The following is a 15,939-nucleotide window of genomic DNA, read 5'->3' as shown; positions in this document are numbered from 1 at the left end:
CCTCTACCCTATCATTTTGTCTCTGGCGAATCAGGGTGCGATTACACGCGCTATCGTCCCCAATGTAAGCCTTTCTAAACTCTCAAAAATACCGAACATAACGTTCTACGGCGTTGATACCCTCTCCGATACCCTGAACCTCTTAAAAGCCGACCCTCTTCCCGAAGCAAAATCCCATACCAGCACCTTTGAATTCGAACATATTCTCCACAACGAAAAAAGCTATTTTTTTCATGAAGAGTATCCGCTCGACTTTATCGATATCAAAGGGCAGGAACATGCAAAGCGCTCCGCCCTTATAGCGGCTGCGGGCATGCATAATCTGCTGCTCGAAGGATCTCCGGGGAGCGGGAAATCGATGATTGCGAAACGACTGGTTCACATTATGCCCCCACTTCACAACAACGAGATTCTTGAATGCGCAAAACTGGAAATATTGGAGGGAAAAGAGCCGACCTTTACCCCATCACGGCCGTTTCGATCCCCCCATCACTCCAGTACCGGAGCCAGTATTTTCGGCGGTGGGGCACATAAAGCACAAATTGGGGAGGTAGGATTGGCCCATGGAGGGATATTATTTTTTGATGAGCTTCCCCACTTTTCCAAAACGGTGCTCGAAGCACTCAGAGAACCTCTCGAAGATCGCCATATCCGCATTTCCCGCGTCAATACGAAAGTAACCTATGATGCCAATTTCCTCTTTGTAGCGGCCATGAATCCCTGCCCCTGCGGCAATTTGTTCAGTACGACAACGGCTTGCCGATGCAGCGATTTGGAAATCAACCGCTACAAATCACGTCTGTCGGATCCTTTTTTGGACCGTATCGATCTTTATGTGCAGATGCACGCCGTGAGTGCCGAGGACAAACCGAGCGTAAGTTCACGGGAACTCCATGCCAAAGTGCGACAGGCTTTTTTACGTCAAAAAAAGCGCGGACAAAATGCTTTGAACGGTGCCCTCAGCGACGCCGATATTGCCCGGTATTGCCCGCTCAACGATGCTACTCAAGGTCTCATCGATCAAGCGATCGGAAGATTCGGTCTTTCGTTTCGGGCGGTGAGCCGAGTTCTTAAAGTTGCTCGAACAATTGCCGATATCGAAGGTGATATTGATATAGGACAATCCCATCTGCTCGAAGCATTGAGCTATAGGAAACGGTAAACATGACATTAAAAAGAACCTATGCGATTTTAGCTGTATTACTCATTGGGAGCTTTCTAATCAACCGCTATTATCTTTCTCCCGATGTGCCGCAGCAACCTATCGATAAAGAGGGGGTGATTCTCGCGTTCGGCGACAGCCTTACCTATGGATACGGAGCTGCACCCCAGGAGAGTTATCCCGCCCGCTTGGAAAAAATATTAGGACGCAAAGTAATCAATGCGGGGGTTTCAGGAGAGTTGTCCGATGCAGGGCTCAAACGCCTCCCCTCTCTTTTAAGAGAGCATCATCCTAAGCTCCTGATCCTCTGTCACGGAGGAAATGATATTCTTCAGAAAAAACGTACCGATTTATTGCGGCGCAATTTAGAAGAGATGATTCGTCTCGCACGTGAGGGAGGTGCAGAGGTGATGCTGATCGCCGTTCCGGAATTCGGGCTCTTGTATCTCTCCCCTCTGCCTCTGTACGGAGAACTGGCGAAACAATACCATCTGCCGATTGAATCCGATATCCTTTCGAATCTCCTGCACGACAACCGCACCAAAAGCGATTACATCCACCCTAATGCGTTAGGGTATCAAAAAATGGCCGAAGCTGTGGGCAAAATCATTAAAGATAACTATAGGTTGAAAGATTAGTAAAATTCGTTTAATTGAAGACAAAAGGAAGAAGGGGCATAAGCCCCGAAGATTAAAACGCGGCCACTACCCACGTAGTGATAAAATATCCGCCGATTATAAGCCATAAGAACATCGCACCAGCCGTGTAAAGCGGCGCCAATCCGAGTCCTTTGAACTTCGCAAAGCGTGTCCCCATACCCAAAGCCGTCATAGCCATTGTAAGCAAAAAGGTATCGATGATATTAATATTGGCTACCGATGTCGAGATTAGCGTTGCAATGCTCTCCCCTGCATGCTGTAAACTATACTGTTGCAGCAATGAGTTAATACCCGCCATACCGATGAAATAAACCGCGAACCACGGGATAACCAGTTTAACACCGCCCGCTGCGCTTCCGCTCTTTTTGGCGGCATACGAGAGATAGATACCCAATACGATCAACATCGGTGCGATCATGATCACACGGGTCATTTTGACAATAACGGCTGCATCTGCGGCATCTTTGCCGTATGCACCCCCGACCGCAACGACTTGAGCGACTTCATGAATCGTCCCGCCCACAAAAATACCGAACGTTTTGTCGTCCATTCCCGCAAAAACTCCCGCACTGTAAAGCGCAGGATATAAAAACATTGCAATCGTTCCGAACAATACGACCATGGATACCGCGATCGCCGCTTTGTGTTCTTCGCTTTTAAGTACCGGCTCGGTTGCCAAAACAGCCGCCGCTCCGCATACTGAAGCCCCCGCTGCGGTCAACATTGAGGTATCACGGTCCAATTTAAAAAACTTTTGCCCCAGATAGGTTCCCAAAACAAATGTGGTTGAAAGCATAATCAAAGAGACCATGAATCCCTCCATCCCTACTTCGGCAATTTGTTGAAATGTAATGCGGAAGCCGTAAAAAACGATAGCAAAACGAAGAATCTTTTTACCGGAAAAGGTAATTCCCCCTTCCCAAACGGAAGGGATACGGTTATGAAGGGTATTGGCAAAAAAGATACCAAGAACAATCCCCACAACCAAAGGGGAGATTCCTAGATTTTTAATAACAGCAATATCGGCAATCATGGTCGCTGCTGCAGCGAATATAGCGACAAACAGGATACCGCTGAGGGTATCTTTGCGCTTTTGGGGTGAAAAAGGCATAAGCTCTCCTATAAAACTAATATCGCATTATAGAGAGATTTGAACAACAATAAAAGTCATCGTGCTCCGAGTTCTGATGATGGCTTAATTAACCACAATTTCCATACGGACCGGAATCTCTTCAGTTTTGACGTCTTTGGCTGCCTCACTTCCCTTGATTACGACCCTTTTCTCGAATCCCGGAGTTTTAAGCAGATAATTACGGACCGCCTCTGCACGCTGATGTGCTAAATCTTGGAGTTCTTGCGGCGTCAAAGGCTGAAGCGGAATGAGTTTGTTGATCAGTGCATCCGAATAATGACGTACGAAAGCGGCTTCCTCCGGATATTGTTCTTCCAGTTTGGCTTTTAATTCTTTACGCTCTTTTTTCTCCAACGACTCTTCTGCCAAATCTTCCAAAAGATCCAAACTCATCGCCTGAGGAGAATCGATTTTAAGATCTTTATTCCTTGCGAGTGCCGCTTGAACAAGCTTTCGTCCTTTCAGTGCATAACTATCACCGGCTTCATTCCATCCTCCATACACATTCAACGAAAGCTTTGGACGCTTTGTCAACATGGTCGTGATATGGTCTAGCTTCTCTACCTGAGGAGGAAGCAGAACCGCCGATCCTGCTTCAAAGTCGATAGAGGAGAGTTTATCGCTCTCAATCCCCATCAAAGACCCGAGCAAGCGAAACGGAGAGGTTACCGCCTTGGTAAAGAGATTCGTAATCACATGCCAGACAACTTTTCCGTATTTGAAATCGGGGCTGTTCACATCCCCCTCTATCGGAAGATCAATATCGATAACGCCCTCGCTGTCTTCCAGCAATGCCACGACAAAGCGCATCGGCCACGGCGATCCCCCTGCTCTCTCATCTCCCAGTTGTATCTGTTTGATTACGACCTGATTGGCTCCGTTGAGCTTGCCTCCGTCGATTTTGTATCCCAGATTCAAAAAGAGTTTTCCATCGTCAATCTTGTATCCTAAAAACTCCAGGGAATAAGGGGTGTATTGTTTCAGTTCAAGATTATCAAACGCCACTTTGATATCGGTGAATTTTTTAGGATCTTTGGTATTGAGCGAGCCGTCGATTTTTGCCAATCCGTATTGATCAACCCCTCCTCTCAGTTTGACGAATGTCGTCACGTCTTTGGTCGTCGATATTCCCAAAACGGAGCCTTCCAAATCATGGATATAGGTTTTAAACGGAAGAGGAAGAGACTGATCGCTAAATGTTGCACTGCTTCCGCGTAAAAGAAGTTTAACGATATCCAATCCGAATGGATTCCCCCCATCTTTCGCCGCCTTCTTTGCCGCGACCGGGCTTTTTTTAGTGAGGGTAGCATAGTTCAAAACTTTTTTCGCATCGATAAGTGCATTTGTATAGAGCCCATCGATTGCCAGCTGATTGATTTTGAGCCGATTGTCAGGATAAGCATACACAAACGGTGTCGCACCGATTTTTTCCCATCCTAACAATACCGAATCATCCCGTACGTCATTCACAACCCAATCACTGAGTGCCACTTTTCCTTTTAGCCCGACTTTTGAAGGTTTATATTCGTATTGCCCCGAAAGCGACAAGTTTCCCCGACGCAATGATGCATACGTACTGGGCTCGATATAAGGATCGGCCAGAGAAACATCCAGACCTTTAATATCCAACGATCCTTTTGCACTTAGAGGGGAACGAACCACATCGCTATCCAAGCGCACCGTACTTTTCTCATTAATACGGGAAGACAGCGTAAGACGATTTTGAACGGACGGATTGCTTTCAAAACCGCGAAGGTTGAGATTGAGCTGATCGAGGTTGATCGCTACTGGTTTTTTAGGGACCTCATCCTTAAAGCCTACCGATCCGTTGTTCAAATCAATCTCTTCTACGCGGTACCCCCATGGTGTACCCTCGGATGACGTGGGTTTGGCAGGTGATGAATAGGCATACCGGGACAGATCGATAGACCCGTCCGGTAAACGTTTTAACGCAACCGTCGGCTGCGTCAATGAAAGTTTTTTAACCGATGCAAATTTCCCTGAACGGTCAATCTCGATTCCCTCAATACCGATACCCTCCAATCCCAGGCTCACGGCGGCATCCCTTTGGCGGGTTACACGCAGTGTATCCGTACTGATCGAAAGATTTAGAGGGGACGTCTCATCACTGCTGATGACTCCGGTCTGAAGCGACAGGTTATTCAACCTTGCCTGATACGGTTCAGCGGGGGCGTTGTCGCTCCACTGTACTCCGACATTCTCCACGCTCACTTTGCCTAATGTGACATTCCACGGCTCTTTCGTCTCATTTTCATCTTCGGGAAATGCTTTTTGGATCTCTTCGATGTACGTTACCCAATCGATTTTTCCATCGCGGGAACGCTCGGCTGCAAGATTGATCCCGTTGACGCTAAGAGATTCGGCGCTAAAAACTTTCCGCATCGGCTGCACATTTCCTTTGTCCAGACGCAAGGTTGCAAGGGTAAAAAGATTACGCTGTTCGTCTTTAGGGATGATACGCAGCTTATCCATTTTAAAACGGAGATTTGAAAGCTCCGTCGCATTCACATCACTGCTGTCAAACCGGTAATCAAATCCGAAGGCTGCGGAACCGTCCGCCACTTCGATCGGGAATTTATCTTTGAAATAGCGCCAAGGGGTGTAGAGTTTCCCGGAATCAAACGCCATATTCCCGCCGATCACAAGCGGTGAAAGCGCATCGATTTTTCCGTTTAAATCGATAAATCCCCCTTCATTGATCGTTGCGTAAAGGCGCATTTTTCCGTTAGCTCCGGAAAGATCGCGCAAATCGATATTATCGAGCTTAAACCCGATCGGCCCCAAATCCAGCACATACGCTTTCCCCTCCGCATAATCTTGATAATTCATCGACCCCTCTTTGAGGGCGAAATGCTTGATAATCAGTTTCGGAGGCGTTGAAGCTTTCTCTTCTTTCTTCTCATCTCCCCCCAGTTCGGTGAGCCATTTAAAATTGAAATCCCCCTGCGTGTCACGCCCTAGGGAGACATGAGGCTCACTGAGGGTAATCTCTTTAATGACGAGTCCCCCGCGCCATAAATAATCTAACGGATCAATGTTGATTGAAAATTGCTGAAGGGTGAGCAAATCACTGTTTTGCGGTGTTTTAAAGGCTACTTTTTTAACGGTAAGATGGAAGCTGAAAGGGTTGAATGAAACCGATTCAACCGAAAATTTACCTCCGTTCGTCGCGTCTTGAACTTTGGAAGGAACCACGTGTTTAACGAGGTACGGAACGCCGAAAAAGCCTGCTGTTGTATAAATCGCCATGACCGTGGCCAGCGATTTGAGGATTAAGCCCTTACTCATCTTGTCACCCCCATAAAAAACTCTCTTCATTTTATCATACTTAAATCTATATTTCGAGATAATCAGCTACTTTATCTGCACAGAGGGATAGCCGTAATGAAGCGTAAACAAATTTACAATCCAACATCCAATGAACATGTAAACGATCGCCAGATTTTCGGCGGCAATCCGACCGGGATTTTTGAACTGAACAATATCAAATACCAATGGGCCTATAACCTTTGGGAGATGATGCTCAACAACACCTGGTTCCCCAAAGAGGTCGATATGACCCGCGATGCAGTCGATTACAAATACCTCACGGAAATGGAAAAAACGGCATACGATAAAGCCCTCTCCCAACTCATTTTTATGGACAGCCTCCAGACGAATAACCTGATGGATAACGTTAACCCTTACGTGACCGCTCCCGAAGTCAATCTGATTTTGGTACGCCAAAGTTTCGAAGAAGCGCTCCACTCTCAAAGCTATGCGGTCATGGTCGATTCGATCAGCCAAAACAGCGAAGAGATTTACGATCTGTGGCGCAGAGACATGATGCTCAAAACCAAAAATGACTCGATCGCGGCACGCTATAACGATCTGGCGAACGACCCGTCTGAGAGTGCTTTTGTCAAAGCCTGTTTCGCGAACCAAATTTTGGAGGGGATCTACTTTTACAGCGGATTTACCTACATCTATACCTTGGCCCGTTCGGGAAAAATGCTCGGTTCTGCCCAAATGATCCGTTTTATTCAACGGGATGAAGTAACCCATTTGGTTCTCTTCCAAAACATCATCAACACCCTTCGCCGCGAACGTGCGGATCTCTTTACCGAAGAGCTGATCGAAGAGGTCTATGATATGTTCCGCAAAGCGGTAGATTTGGAAGTCGCATGGGGCCAATACATCACCCAAGGCCAGATTTTGGGTCTTACCAACGAAATCGTGGAACAATACATCCAGCACCTTGCCGACAACCGTCTCACCGCGGTAGGGCTCAAACCTCTTTACAATGTTGCCAATCCGATTAAATGGGTGGATGATTTCTCGAAGTTTAACGATCAAAAAACGAACTTCTTTGAGGGAACCGTCACCAACTATTCCAAAGGAAGCCTCAGCTTTGACGACTTCTAAAACCCGTTCCGTAGTATCTCTGTGCTTTGAGACGGAAACCGATTTTGCAAAAAATCTGGACCGTCTCCTTGCGCTGATCGATCAATCTCCCGAAGATGCCATCATCGTCGCCCCCGAAGTCGCATTGAGCGGTTTTGCGTATGAGCGCTTTGATGAAGCGGCAGACTTTACCCTTGTTGCCCTCGAAAAACTCCTTGCACGTATCCAAAACCGTCTGCTGATCTTTACTGCCATAACCCGTGAAGAAGACGCTTTTTACAACATTGCCTATGCGATTCATAACGGTGCCGTACTCCGCCGCCAAGCCAAAGCGAAACTCTTTGCTCTGGGTGCTGAGCATGAGCATTTTGTCCCCGGACCGGAAGAGGGGATTGCCCCCTTTATGTTTGAGGGGATCAAGATCGGGATTCTGATCTGCTTCGAACTTCGCTTTAAGTCCCTCTGGCAGCAGCTGGAAGGGTGTGACATTATCGCTCTTCCGGCGCAGTGGGGCAAACTCCGTGCGGATCATTTTGTGACCCTTACCAACGCACTCGCCCTTATGAACCAGTGTTATGTCATCGCTTCCGATGCCGCTAATGCCGATACGACGGCAATGAGCGGTATCATAACCCCTTTCGGAGGGGAGATCCGCAATAACGGCGTTGAGTTTTTAGCCTCCCATTATGAAGAGCGCACCGTCCTCTCTATGCGCCGATACCTCAACGTAGGAATAGAATGAGCATCGATAAAATCACCATCATCAAAACAACGCGAATGGCCGATGAGATCGCCAAAAAGTTTCCCCTTCGCCCCATCGTCAAAAATGCGATTGTCAACACCAACCGTGAGGTATTTGTCCCTCTCGCCATGCGCCATAACGCCTACCGCCTTGATGCGCTTCCCATCGGTGCGCAGCAATACATCTCCTCGCCGCTCACCGTCGCTAAAATGACCCAGTATCTGAGCCCTGAGGGGTGCGACAGCGTACTCGAAATCGGATGCGGCAGCGGCTATCAGGCCGCCGTCTTGTCCCATGTATTCCGCCGTGTTTTTACGATCGAACGGATAGAATCGCTTCTGCTGGAAGCCAAAGAACGGTTTCGCCATCTTCGTCTCGGAAACATCCACACCCGTACCGATGACGGCCAAAACGGCTGGGAGCAATATGCCCCTTTTGACCGTATTTTGTTTTCGGCATCGGCACGCGAAATTCCCAAAAAACTTTTCCAGCAGCTGCGGGAAGGGGGGATTTTGATTGCCCCGATCGACAAAGGACGCGAACAGGTCATTACCCGCTTCACCAAACAAGGGGGAGTCATCCATGAGGATGCCCTGGAAATCTGTGATTTTGTCCCTGTCCTCGATGGAGTAGTACGCAAATGAGTGATCAGCGCGAATTTTGGAACGAACGCTACGAGAGAGAAGGGTACTTTTACGGTAAAGAGCCCAACCGATACCTCGCTTCGCATATCGACACGCTGGAAGCGGGGAAAGAGATACTTTTTCTGGGAGAGGGGGAAGGGCGCAACGCCGTCTATGCCGCTAAAGCAGGGCACCGTGTCACCGCCTTGGATGCTTCCGATATCGGCTTGGCCAAAGCTTCCGCCCTTGCCCAAAGCGCCGGATGTACCATCACCTGTATTCATGCCGATTTGGAAGAGTGGGAGCCGAGCGGTCACTATGACGCGATCTTTTGCTCGTTTCTCCACCTCGCCGAACCGCTTCGCAGTGACGTTTTTTCAAAAATGATCCAGCATCTCAAGAGCGGCGGATTGTTTGCCGGAGAGTTTTTCTCGATCCACCAGCTTCCCCGAACGACCGGCGGACCTAAAGACGAAACGCTTCTCTATACCGCTGACGCTCTGCGAAGTATCTTGGAACATACCCCCTGCGAAATCCTCGAACTCTGCGAAATCGAAACGGAACTCAATGAGGGAAGAGGGCACATCGGAATCGCGTCGGTCGTTCGGATGGCGGTACGCAAATGACGACGACCCTTCCCGAAGCCTTTGTCGAACGTCTCTCGCAAATTGTTCCACGTGAGCAATTCGAGTCGATCATCCGTACTTTTGATGAACCCAAACAGGTCACTTTTCGGGTCAATACCCTCAAATCGACTGCCGAAGCCCTCGAGAACGATCTCAAAGCGGCGAATATACCCTTTGAGCGTGTCGGTTGGCTGGAGGGTGTCTACCGTATCTCTCCCGCAGACAAACTGGCGCTCACCCAGACGGATGCCTTTTACGGAGGAAGACTCTATATCCAAAATCTCGCCTCCATGGTCGCACCGCTGATCCTCGCCCCGGAGCCGGAGGAGACTGTCCTCGATCTCGCCGCCGCTCCCGGAGGGAAGACTCTGATGCTGGCGGGCATGATGCAAAACACCGGATGGCTCTCGGCGGTGGAGCTTTCGCGTGAGCGCTTTTTCCGTCTTCGCGACAATCTCGAAAGCCAAGGGGTCACCAACGCCCATACCTACATGACCGACGGACGAAGCGTCGGGAAAAAATGTCCCGAGATGTTCGACCGTATCCTACTCGACGCACCGTGTTCTTCCGAAGCGCGCTTCAAAACCCATGATCCGAAATCAATGTCGTTTTGGACCATCCACAAAGTCAAAGAGACCTCAAAACTCCAGCGCCGATTATTGCTCTCCGCGTTCGAAGCGCTCAAGCCGGGCGGGAAGCTCCTCTACTGCACCTGTTCATTTTCTCCTGAAGAGAACGAGATACCGCTTCAGCACCTCTTGGAGCGCCATGGTGAACATTTAACGACCTTACCCCTCACTTTGCCCTTTGATAACATCCAAAAGCCTCTAAGCCGCTGGGGAAAAGAGATTTTCGATGAACGGATCCAGAATGCCGTCCGGATTTTGCCGACCGATACCATCGACGGCTTCTTTTTATGCCTTTTGGAAAAAAAGTGAACTCGATTCTCTTTGTCTGCCTCGGCAATATCTGCCGTTCGCCGATCGCAGAAGGGGTTGCGCGCCGCCTGATAGAAGAGGGGGCTCACTCGATCACCGTCGATTCTGCGGGAACGGGAAGCTGGCATGTCGGTGAAGCGCCCTGCAAACACTCCGTACAAGTCGCCCGCAATAATGGGATCGATATCTCAACCCTCCGTGCCCGTCAGGTCACCCGAGCCGATTTCACGTCGTTTGACCTTATCGTCGCACTCGATCAAAGCAACTATAACGATCTCAAAGCATTGGGATGTACGAATCTGGTGAAACTGGGTGAGTTCGGTCATGCGGGTGCGGATGTCCCCGATCCCTTTTTTTTCGATGGGTTTGAGGGATTCGATCACGTTTATGCGATGATCGAATCGTGTGTGAGAGAACTGCTTAGCCGCTAAAAGGAAGCTCCTGGTATCCCATAGAGGCTCCCTGGATATAAAACGGCGCTTCATTCACACGTCCACTGTAACTACCGATCGCTAACGCTGCACTGCTGGGTGTTATCTCTGCCGTTATCCCCTCGGACATGTCCAATCCACGTAAAACATTATCACTCACGAGTTTGGCATCATTCACACCCTCGAGTCGAAACAGCACATCGATCCAGTCGTAACCGCGTGCGATATCCTGAACACTGAAACGGATTTCGATGGAAGTAGGGGATAGAGGGGTAAGGGAGCGGATTTCGCCCTCATGGGCAGAATCGATACGTTCAAGCAGGCTTTTGAGCGCTTGGGCGCTCAGGGGCTTTACTGACACCCTTCACACTCCATCGAGCGGTCTGCCGTGTCTTGTTTTTGTTCCGGTGACTGGGAACGGAGGTAGTAGGTCGATTTGAGACCCAGTTTCCATGCGAGCATGTAGATATCGTTGAGATATTTCCCGCTGGCACGGTCAAGGGTGATAAAGATATTGAGGCTTTGCCCCTGATCGATCCATTTTTGGCGGATTGCCGCCGCTTTAACAAGGATCGTCTGATCGAGATCATACGCCGGAGTATAGTATCCCCATGTCTCAGGGCTGAGCTGAGGGGCAACGACCGGAATAAGACCAGAAAGATTCTCTTCAAACCATTTGCGTTTGTAGATCGGCTCGATCGTTTGTGTCGTTCCGGTGAGGATAGAGATCGAACTCGTCGGTGCGATCGCCATCAGGTAACCGTTACGCATCCCCTGGCGTTTGATCGTTTCACGAAGTTCATCCCACTCATAGTTCGGAGCGAAAAGTCCTCCGCGGTCGACGAGGTTTTGCACCTCCGCCGTCGCGTGATCCATCGGAAGGATACCGCGGCTCCATTTGGAACCTTGGTACTCGGCATATGAACCTTTTTCGAGGGCAAGATCCGAGGAAGCTTTGATCGCGTTATAACTCACCGACTCCATCACTTCATCGATTTTGTCAAAATGTTCTTGGCTTCCCCACACGATTTTGCTTTCCGCAAGCATCTGTGCTTCACCCATAACACCCAAACCGATAGCACGGCTGCGCATGTTCGTCCGTTTGACTTTCTCTAACGGATAGAAGTTGAGATCGATAACATTGTCCAGTGCGCGGATCGCTACCGGGACGATACGGTCAAAATCCTCTTTCGTATTCACGCGGGAGAGATTGACGCTGGCGAGGTTACAGACTGCCGTTGCACCGTCTACTTTCTCTTTCTCGACGATATAGATCGCTTTTCCTCCCATTGAATCGAGTGCCGTTACTTTGTTCGCCGGTTTTTCGATCCCGCTGTCCACTTTGACGATCTCATCTTCTTCGTAGGTCACAAACGATCCGTCATCAAATTTGATTTTGATCAGATAGTGGTTCGGCTGGGTATTTTGGAAAATCTCCGTACACAGGTTCGAACTGCGGATAATCCCGTAATGGTCATTCGGGTTAGCACGGTTAGCGCTGTCTTTAAAGCACAAGAACGGGCTTCCTGTCTCAAAATACGAGGTGAGGATTTTTTTCCAAAGGTCTTTGGCTTTGGTATGCTCTTTGATCACGCTCTCATCTTGTTCAAGTTCCAAATAACGTTTTTCGAACGCCGCTCCGTGAAGCTCTGTCAGTTCTTTTACATCGTAGGGATCGAACATAGTCCAAATGCCGTCTTCGACGACACGTTTCATAAACATATCGTTGATCCAGAGAGCAGGGAACAAGTCATGCGCACGGCGTCGCTCTTCCCCGGAGTTTTTCTTCACATCGAGGAAATCTTTGACATCCATGTGCCACGGTTCGAGATAAACGGCGATAGCCCCTTTTCGCGTTCCGAGCTGATCGACTGCGATAGCGATATCGTTCGTGATTTTCAAAAACGGCACCGTTCCGCCGGCCGCATTCTTATGGCCGTCGATAAATGATCCCATCGCGCGGACCTGCGTCCAGTCCCAACCGATTCCGCCGCCGAATTTAGAAAGCAATGCCATCTCTTTGTAGGCATCAAAAATCCCTTCGATGTTATCAGGGCTTGAACCGATGTAACACGAACTGAGCTGATGACGGGTCGTACGGGCATTAGAGAGAGTAGGGGTCGCCATCATCACTTCAAATTTCGACATCATGTCATAAAACTTTTTCGCCCACCCTTGGCGGTCGGATTCGTTTTGTGCCAGGAACATCGCAACCGCCATAAACATATGCTGAGGAAGCTCGATTGGATCACCCTTGCGGTCTTTGATCAAATAACGGTCGTACAGTGTTTTAACCCCGAGGTAATTAAACTGCAAGTCACGTTCAGGGACGATATACGCATCCAGCTCTTCCAGATTGTATTTCTCTTTGAGCCCCAAAAGAATACGCCCTTCGGCTTCACCGCGTTCAAAATAGCTTTTGAGTGTGCCGTATCCCGTAAAACCGTTTACACGGTGGTAAAGATCGTATAAAAAGAGACGCGATGCGACAAACGTCCAGTTCGGAGAGTCGATATCGATCTTATCGACCGCCGTTTTAATAAGTGTATGTTGAATCTCATTACTGTTAATACCGTCACGGAACTGGATCTGTGCATCGACTTCCAGTTCGCTTTGCGATACGTTAACCAAACCTTTGACAGCTGCTGAAGTATATTTTTGAATTTTTGTTATATCCAACGGCTCACGGCGGCCGTTACGTTTAACTATGGTTAGCATCTCTCTCCCTTGTAACCCATCTATTTTGAAAGCCAAGGGACTTTTCCCTTGTACCGTAAGGCACTAAATCTTGCCTCATTTTCGAGGCAGTTTAGACGTATTATAATCACTCAATATTGTATTGTTTCTTATACCGAAAGAATGTTTTTTTATGATAATTATTTAAACACCCGTGCAAAAATTTTATCGACATTTTTGGTGTAGTAATCAAAATTAAAACATTCGCGGATTGCTGCTTCACTCAGACTTTGGCCCAATTCTTCATCCGCCAAAAGATATTGCAAATAAAGGCTTTCCCCTTTTTCATTAACGGCACTGTTTCCTTGCTGCAGCCCTTCCCATACTTTCATCGCATTGCGTTGAACGATACGGTACGCATCTTCACGGCTCACCCCTTTGAGAGGAAGCTCAAGCAAAATACGTTGAGAGAAAACGAGTCCGCCGGTCAGGTTCAGATTACGCATCATATTTTCAGGATAAACAACGAGGTTCGCTATAACACTGTTAAAACGGTGCAGCATAAAGTCACTCGTTACAAAACTGTCCGGCAGCCAGAAACGCTCGGTAGAACTGTGAGAGATATCACGCTCATGCCATAACGCAACGTTTTCCATCGCAGGGATAACATAGGCACGAACCATACGGGCTAACCCTGTTATATTCTCCGTCAAAATCGGATTGCGTTTATGCGGCATTGCGGATGAACCTTTTTGCCCTTTGGCAAAAAACTCTTCACACTCATACACTTCGGTACGCTGCCAGTGACGAACCTGTACCGCAAATTTTTCGATCGAGCTCGCCATCAATGCCAAAGCGGAAGCAAGACGTGCATAACGGTCACGCTGAATAACCTGGTTAGAAGCAGGAGCCGATTTAAGCCCTAACGCCTCACACGCATACTCTTCAAGTTCCAACGGTGCGTGAGCAAAATTACCCATAGCTCCGGAAACCTGACCGACACAAATCACTTCCATCGTTTGTTCCAAGTTTTCCAAATGGCGGGCCATCTCGTCATACCAAACCGCTAACACCAAACCAAACGTAATCGGCTCGCCGTGAATCCCGTGGCTTCGTCCGACCATCAATGTCATCTTGTGTTCCATCGCACGTGTTTTGATCGATTCCATGACCATTTTGACATCTTCAATAATAAGTGCCAATGAATCGCGCATTTGAAGAGCGACCGCAGTATCAACCGTATCCGAACTGGTCATTCCATAATGGAACCAGCGGCTCTCTTCTCCGAGGGTTTCCGATACGGATGTTGTAAACGCAATTAAATCGTGACGGGTGATCGCTTCGATCTCATCAATACGCTCAACACTGAATCCCGCATTTTTGACAATCTTCTCAGCATCCTCATCAGGAATAAGACCCAATTTATTCCAAGCGATAACAACCGCTTTCTCTACATCAAGCCACGCTTGATATTTTGCTTGGATACTCCATTTGGACTTCATCTCTTCTCTGGCGTAACGATCTACCATATCTACTTCCTTACTATGCTAAAATGCGCATCTTATTAATTATAGAGTTTATCCAACCCTCCCTAAAAAGGAATTAAATTGCCCTTCATCACCAAAAAACTTCATGCTCCGACACGTCAAAAAGCATTCCGCTTTTTAATGCAAGAGTTAGGGATTGCTCAAAGTGAAGCGCAGCGTTTAATCGCAAAAGGGAGACTCTCCCAGGATGGGGTTGTAATGTCTAACAATGCTGGATTCATCGAAGGGACATTTGATTTTATCTGTTTCGAACCTTTGACGCTTGGACTGGAACCCATGTTCATCGAAGAGGAATTCGCCGTTTATGATAAACCAAGCGGCCTTCTCGTTCACCCTCAGAATCGTCATACCCCTTACAGCCTTAACGATGAAATTAAACACCGTTTCGGCCACAATGCCAATATTACCCATAGGATCGATCAAGAGACTAGCGGATTGGTTTTAGCAGCACGGAACAAAGTATCTGAGCGTACTTTAAAAATGATGTTTGAGGATCGTAAAATCACCAAACGCTATCTTGCCATGGTCAAAGGTCATCTGAAAGAACCGCTCGATATTCAAGAACCTTTATTACGGCGTGAAGATGCCAGCTCATTTGTCCGCATGATCGTTCGGGTTCACCCTGAGGGAAAACCGTCCCGAACATTTATAAAGCCTCTTCAATATTTCCCTGACACCGATATGACTCTTGTAGAGGCCTCACCTCACACCGGACGTCAGCATCAGATACGGGTTCATTTGTTCCACGTGGAACATCCGATCATCGGAGATCCTATTTATGGTCAAGATGAAATCAATGCCGTTCGCTTTTTAGATCGGGAGATGTCTGCCGAGGAGCGCTTTCTAAATACCGGGGCATCTCGTCTTCTTCTGCATGCGCATTCACTCGAATTTACCTATAACGATACTCTTTACACCGTTGTCTCTAAAGAAGATTTTGTTACCCAATGCTTTGATGCGATGAAAGCCAAATAGGTACTATGCCTTTCATTACTAAAA

The 15,939-nt window shown here is 48.1% G+C and carries 14 protein-coding genes; 9 read left to right on the top strand and 5 right to left on the bottom strand.

Going from position 1 to position 15,939, the window contains the following annotated elements:
• Together WAO38_RS04740 and WAO38_RS04735 are read left to right on the top strand one after the other, a co-directional pair.
• Window positions 1-1,162: YifB family Mg chelatase-like AAA ATPase (locus WAO38_RS04740; RefSeq protein ID WP_422234841.1), on the top strand; the 1,162-nt coding region annotated here is incomplete at its 5' end.
• A 2-nt stretch (window positions 1,163-1,164) separates the two neighbouring features.
• Complete coding sequence (locus WAO38_RS04735; RefSeq protein ID WP_422234839.1) at window positions 1,165-1,800, top strand: GDSL-type esterase/lipase family protein; 636 nt, start codon at window positions 1,165-1,167, stop codon at window positions 1,798-1,800.
• 52 nt (window positions 1,801-1,852) lie between these two features.
• Here the strand turns inward: WAO38_RS04735 and WAO38_RS04730 are convergent, their stop codons facing one another.
• Window positions 1,853-2,932, bottom strand: coding sequence for a YeiH family protein (locus WAO38_RS04730; RefSeq protein ID WP_422234838.1), 1,080 nt, complete (start codon window positions 2,930-2,932; stop codon window positions 1,853-1,855).
• An 84-nt stretch (window positions 2,933-3,016) separates the two neighbouring features.
• Window positions 3,017-6,262 carry a DUF748 domain-containing protein gene (locus WAO38_RS04725; protein WP_422234836.1) on the bottom strand — a complete coding sequence of 1,082 codons (3,246 nt, stop codon included), beginning with the start codon at window positions 6,260-6,262 and terminating at the stop codon, window positions 3,017-3,019.
• A gap of 96 nt (window positions 6,263-6,358) precedes the next feature.
• Between WAO38_RS04725 and WAO38_RS04720 the strand changes: the two genes are divergently transcribed.
• Genes WAO38_RS04720 through WAO38_RS04695 form a run of 6 tightly spaced genes read left to right on the top strand, consistent with a single transcriptional unit; the run spans window position 6,359 to window position 10,717 of the window.
• On the top strand, window positions 6,359-7,378 hold the full coding sequence (locus WAO38_RS04720; protein ID WP_422234834.1) for a ribonucleotide-diphosphate reductase subunit beta: 1,020 nt from the start codon (window positions 6,359-6,361) through the stop codon (window positions 7,376-7,378).
• Window positions 7,365-8,099, top strand: coding sequence for a carbon-nitrogen hydrolase family protein (locus tag WAO38_RS04715; protein ID WP_422234832.1), 735 nt, complete (start codon window positions 7,365-7,367; stop codon window positions 8,097-8,099). The genes WAO38_RS04720 and WAO38_RS04715 overlap by 14 nt, the downstream gene beginning before the upstream one ends.
• The gene (locus tag WAO38_RS04710; RefSeq protein ID WP_422234830.1) at window positions 8,096-8,743 is read left to right on the top strand and encodes a protein-L-isoaspartate(D-aspartate) O-methyltransferase; all 648 of its coding nucleotides are present in this window, start codon (window positions 8,096-8,098) and stop codon (window positions 8,741-8,743) included. The genes WAO38_RS04715 and WAO38_RS04710 overlap by 4 nt, the downstream gene beginning before the upstream one ends.
• Window positions 8,740-9,348: a class I SAM-dependent methyltransferase gene (locus WAO38_RS04705; RefSeq protein ID WP_422234828.1), complete on the top strand. Its 609-nt coding sequence runs from the start codon at window positions 8,740-8,742 to the stop codon at window positions 9,346-9,348. Before WAO38_RS04710 ends, WAO38_RS04705 begins: the two co-directional genes overlap by 4 nt.
• On the top strand, window positions 9,345-10,286 hold the full coding sequence (locus WAO38_RS04700; protein WP_422234826.1) for an RsmB/NOP family class I SAM-dependent RNA methyltransferase: 942 nt from the start codon (window positions 9,345-9,347) through the stop codon (window positions 10,284-10,286). Before WAO38_RS04705 ends, WAO38_RS04700 begins: the two co-directional genes overlap by 4 nt.
• Window positions 10,283-10,717, top strand: a complete 435-nt coding sequence (locus WAO38_RS04695; RefSeq protein WP_422234824.1) for a low molecular weight protein-tyrosine-phosphatase — start codon at window positions 10,283-10,285, stop codon at window positions 10,715-10,717. The genes WAO38_RS04700 and WAO38_RS04695 overlap by 4 nt, the downstream gene beginning before the upstream one ends.
• Here WAO38_RS04695 and WAO38_RS04690 read toward each other — a convergent pair.
• The 3 genes from WAO38_RS04690 to purB form a co-directional block, all read right to left on the bottom strand.
• The gene (locus WAO38_RS04690; RefSeq protein ID WP_422234823.1) at window positions 10,707-11,078 is read right to left on the bottom strand and encodes a hypothetical protein; all 372 of its coding nucleotides are present in this window, start codon (window positions 11,076-11,078) and stop codon (window positions 10,707-10,709) included. The two genes, WAO38_RS04695 and WAO38_RS04690, sit on opposite strands and share 11 nt — an antisense overlap.
• Window positions 11,069-13,435 (bottom strand): ribonucleoside-diphosphate reductase subunit alpha, encoded by a 2,367-nt coding sequence (locus WAO38_RS04685; RefSeq protein WP_422234821.1) that lies wholly within the window; start codon window positions 13,433-13,435, stop codon window positions 11,069-11,071. The genes WAO38_RS04690 and WAO38_RS04685 overlap by 10 nt, the downstream gene beginning before the upstream one ends.
• A gap of 158 nt (window positions 13,436-13,593) precedes the next feature.
• Complete coding sequence (gene purB / locus WAO38_RS04680; RefSeq protein ID WP_422234819.1) at window positions 13,594-14,922, bottom strand: adenylosuccinate lyase; 1,329 nt, start codon at window positions 14,920-14,922, stop codon at window positions 13,594-13,596.
• A 78-nt stretch (window positions 14,923-15,000) separates the two neighbouring features.
• Between purB and WAO38_RS04675 the strand changes: the two genes are divergently transcribed.
• Window positions 15,001-15,915, top strand: coding sequence for an RluA family pseudouridine synthase (locus tag WAO38_RS04675; RefSeq protein WP_422234817.1), 915 nt, complete (start codon window positions 15,001-15,003; stop codon window positions 15,913-15,915).
• The last annotated feature ends 24 nt before the right edge of the window (window positions 15,916-15,939 follow it).

Origin of the sequence: Sulfuricurvum sp. (genome assembly GCF_049277495.1) — a bacterium.
Taxonomy (GTDB): domain Bacteria; phylum Campylobacterota; class Campylobacteria; order Campylobacterales; family Sulfurimonadaceae; genus Sulfuricurvum.
The sequence above is the reverse complement of the archived record's forward strand: the minus strand, read 5'-3'. Positions and strand labels throughout refer to the sequence as shown.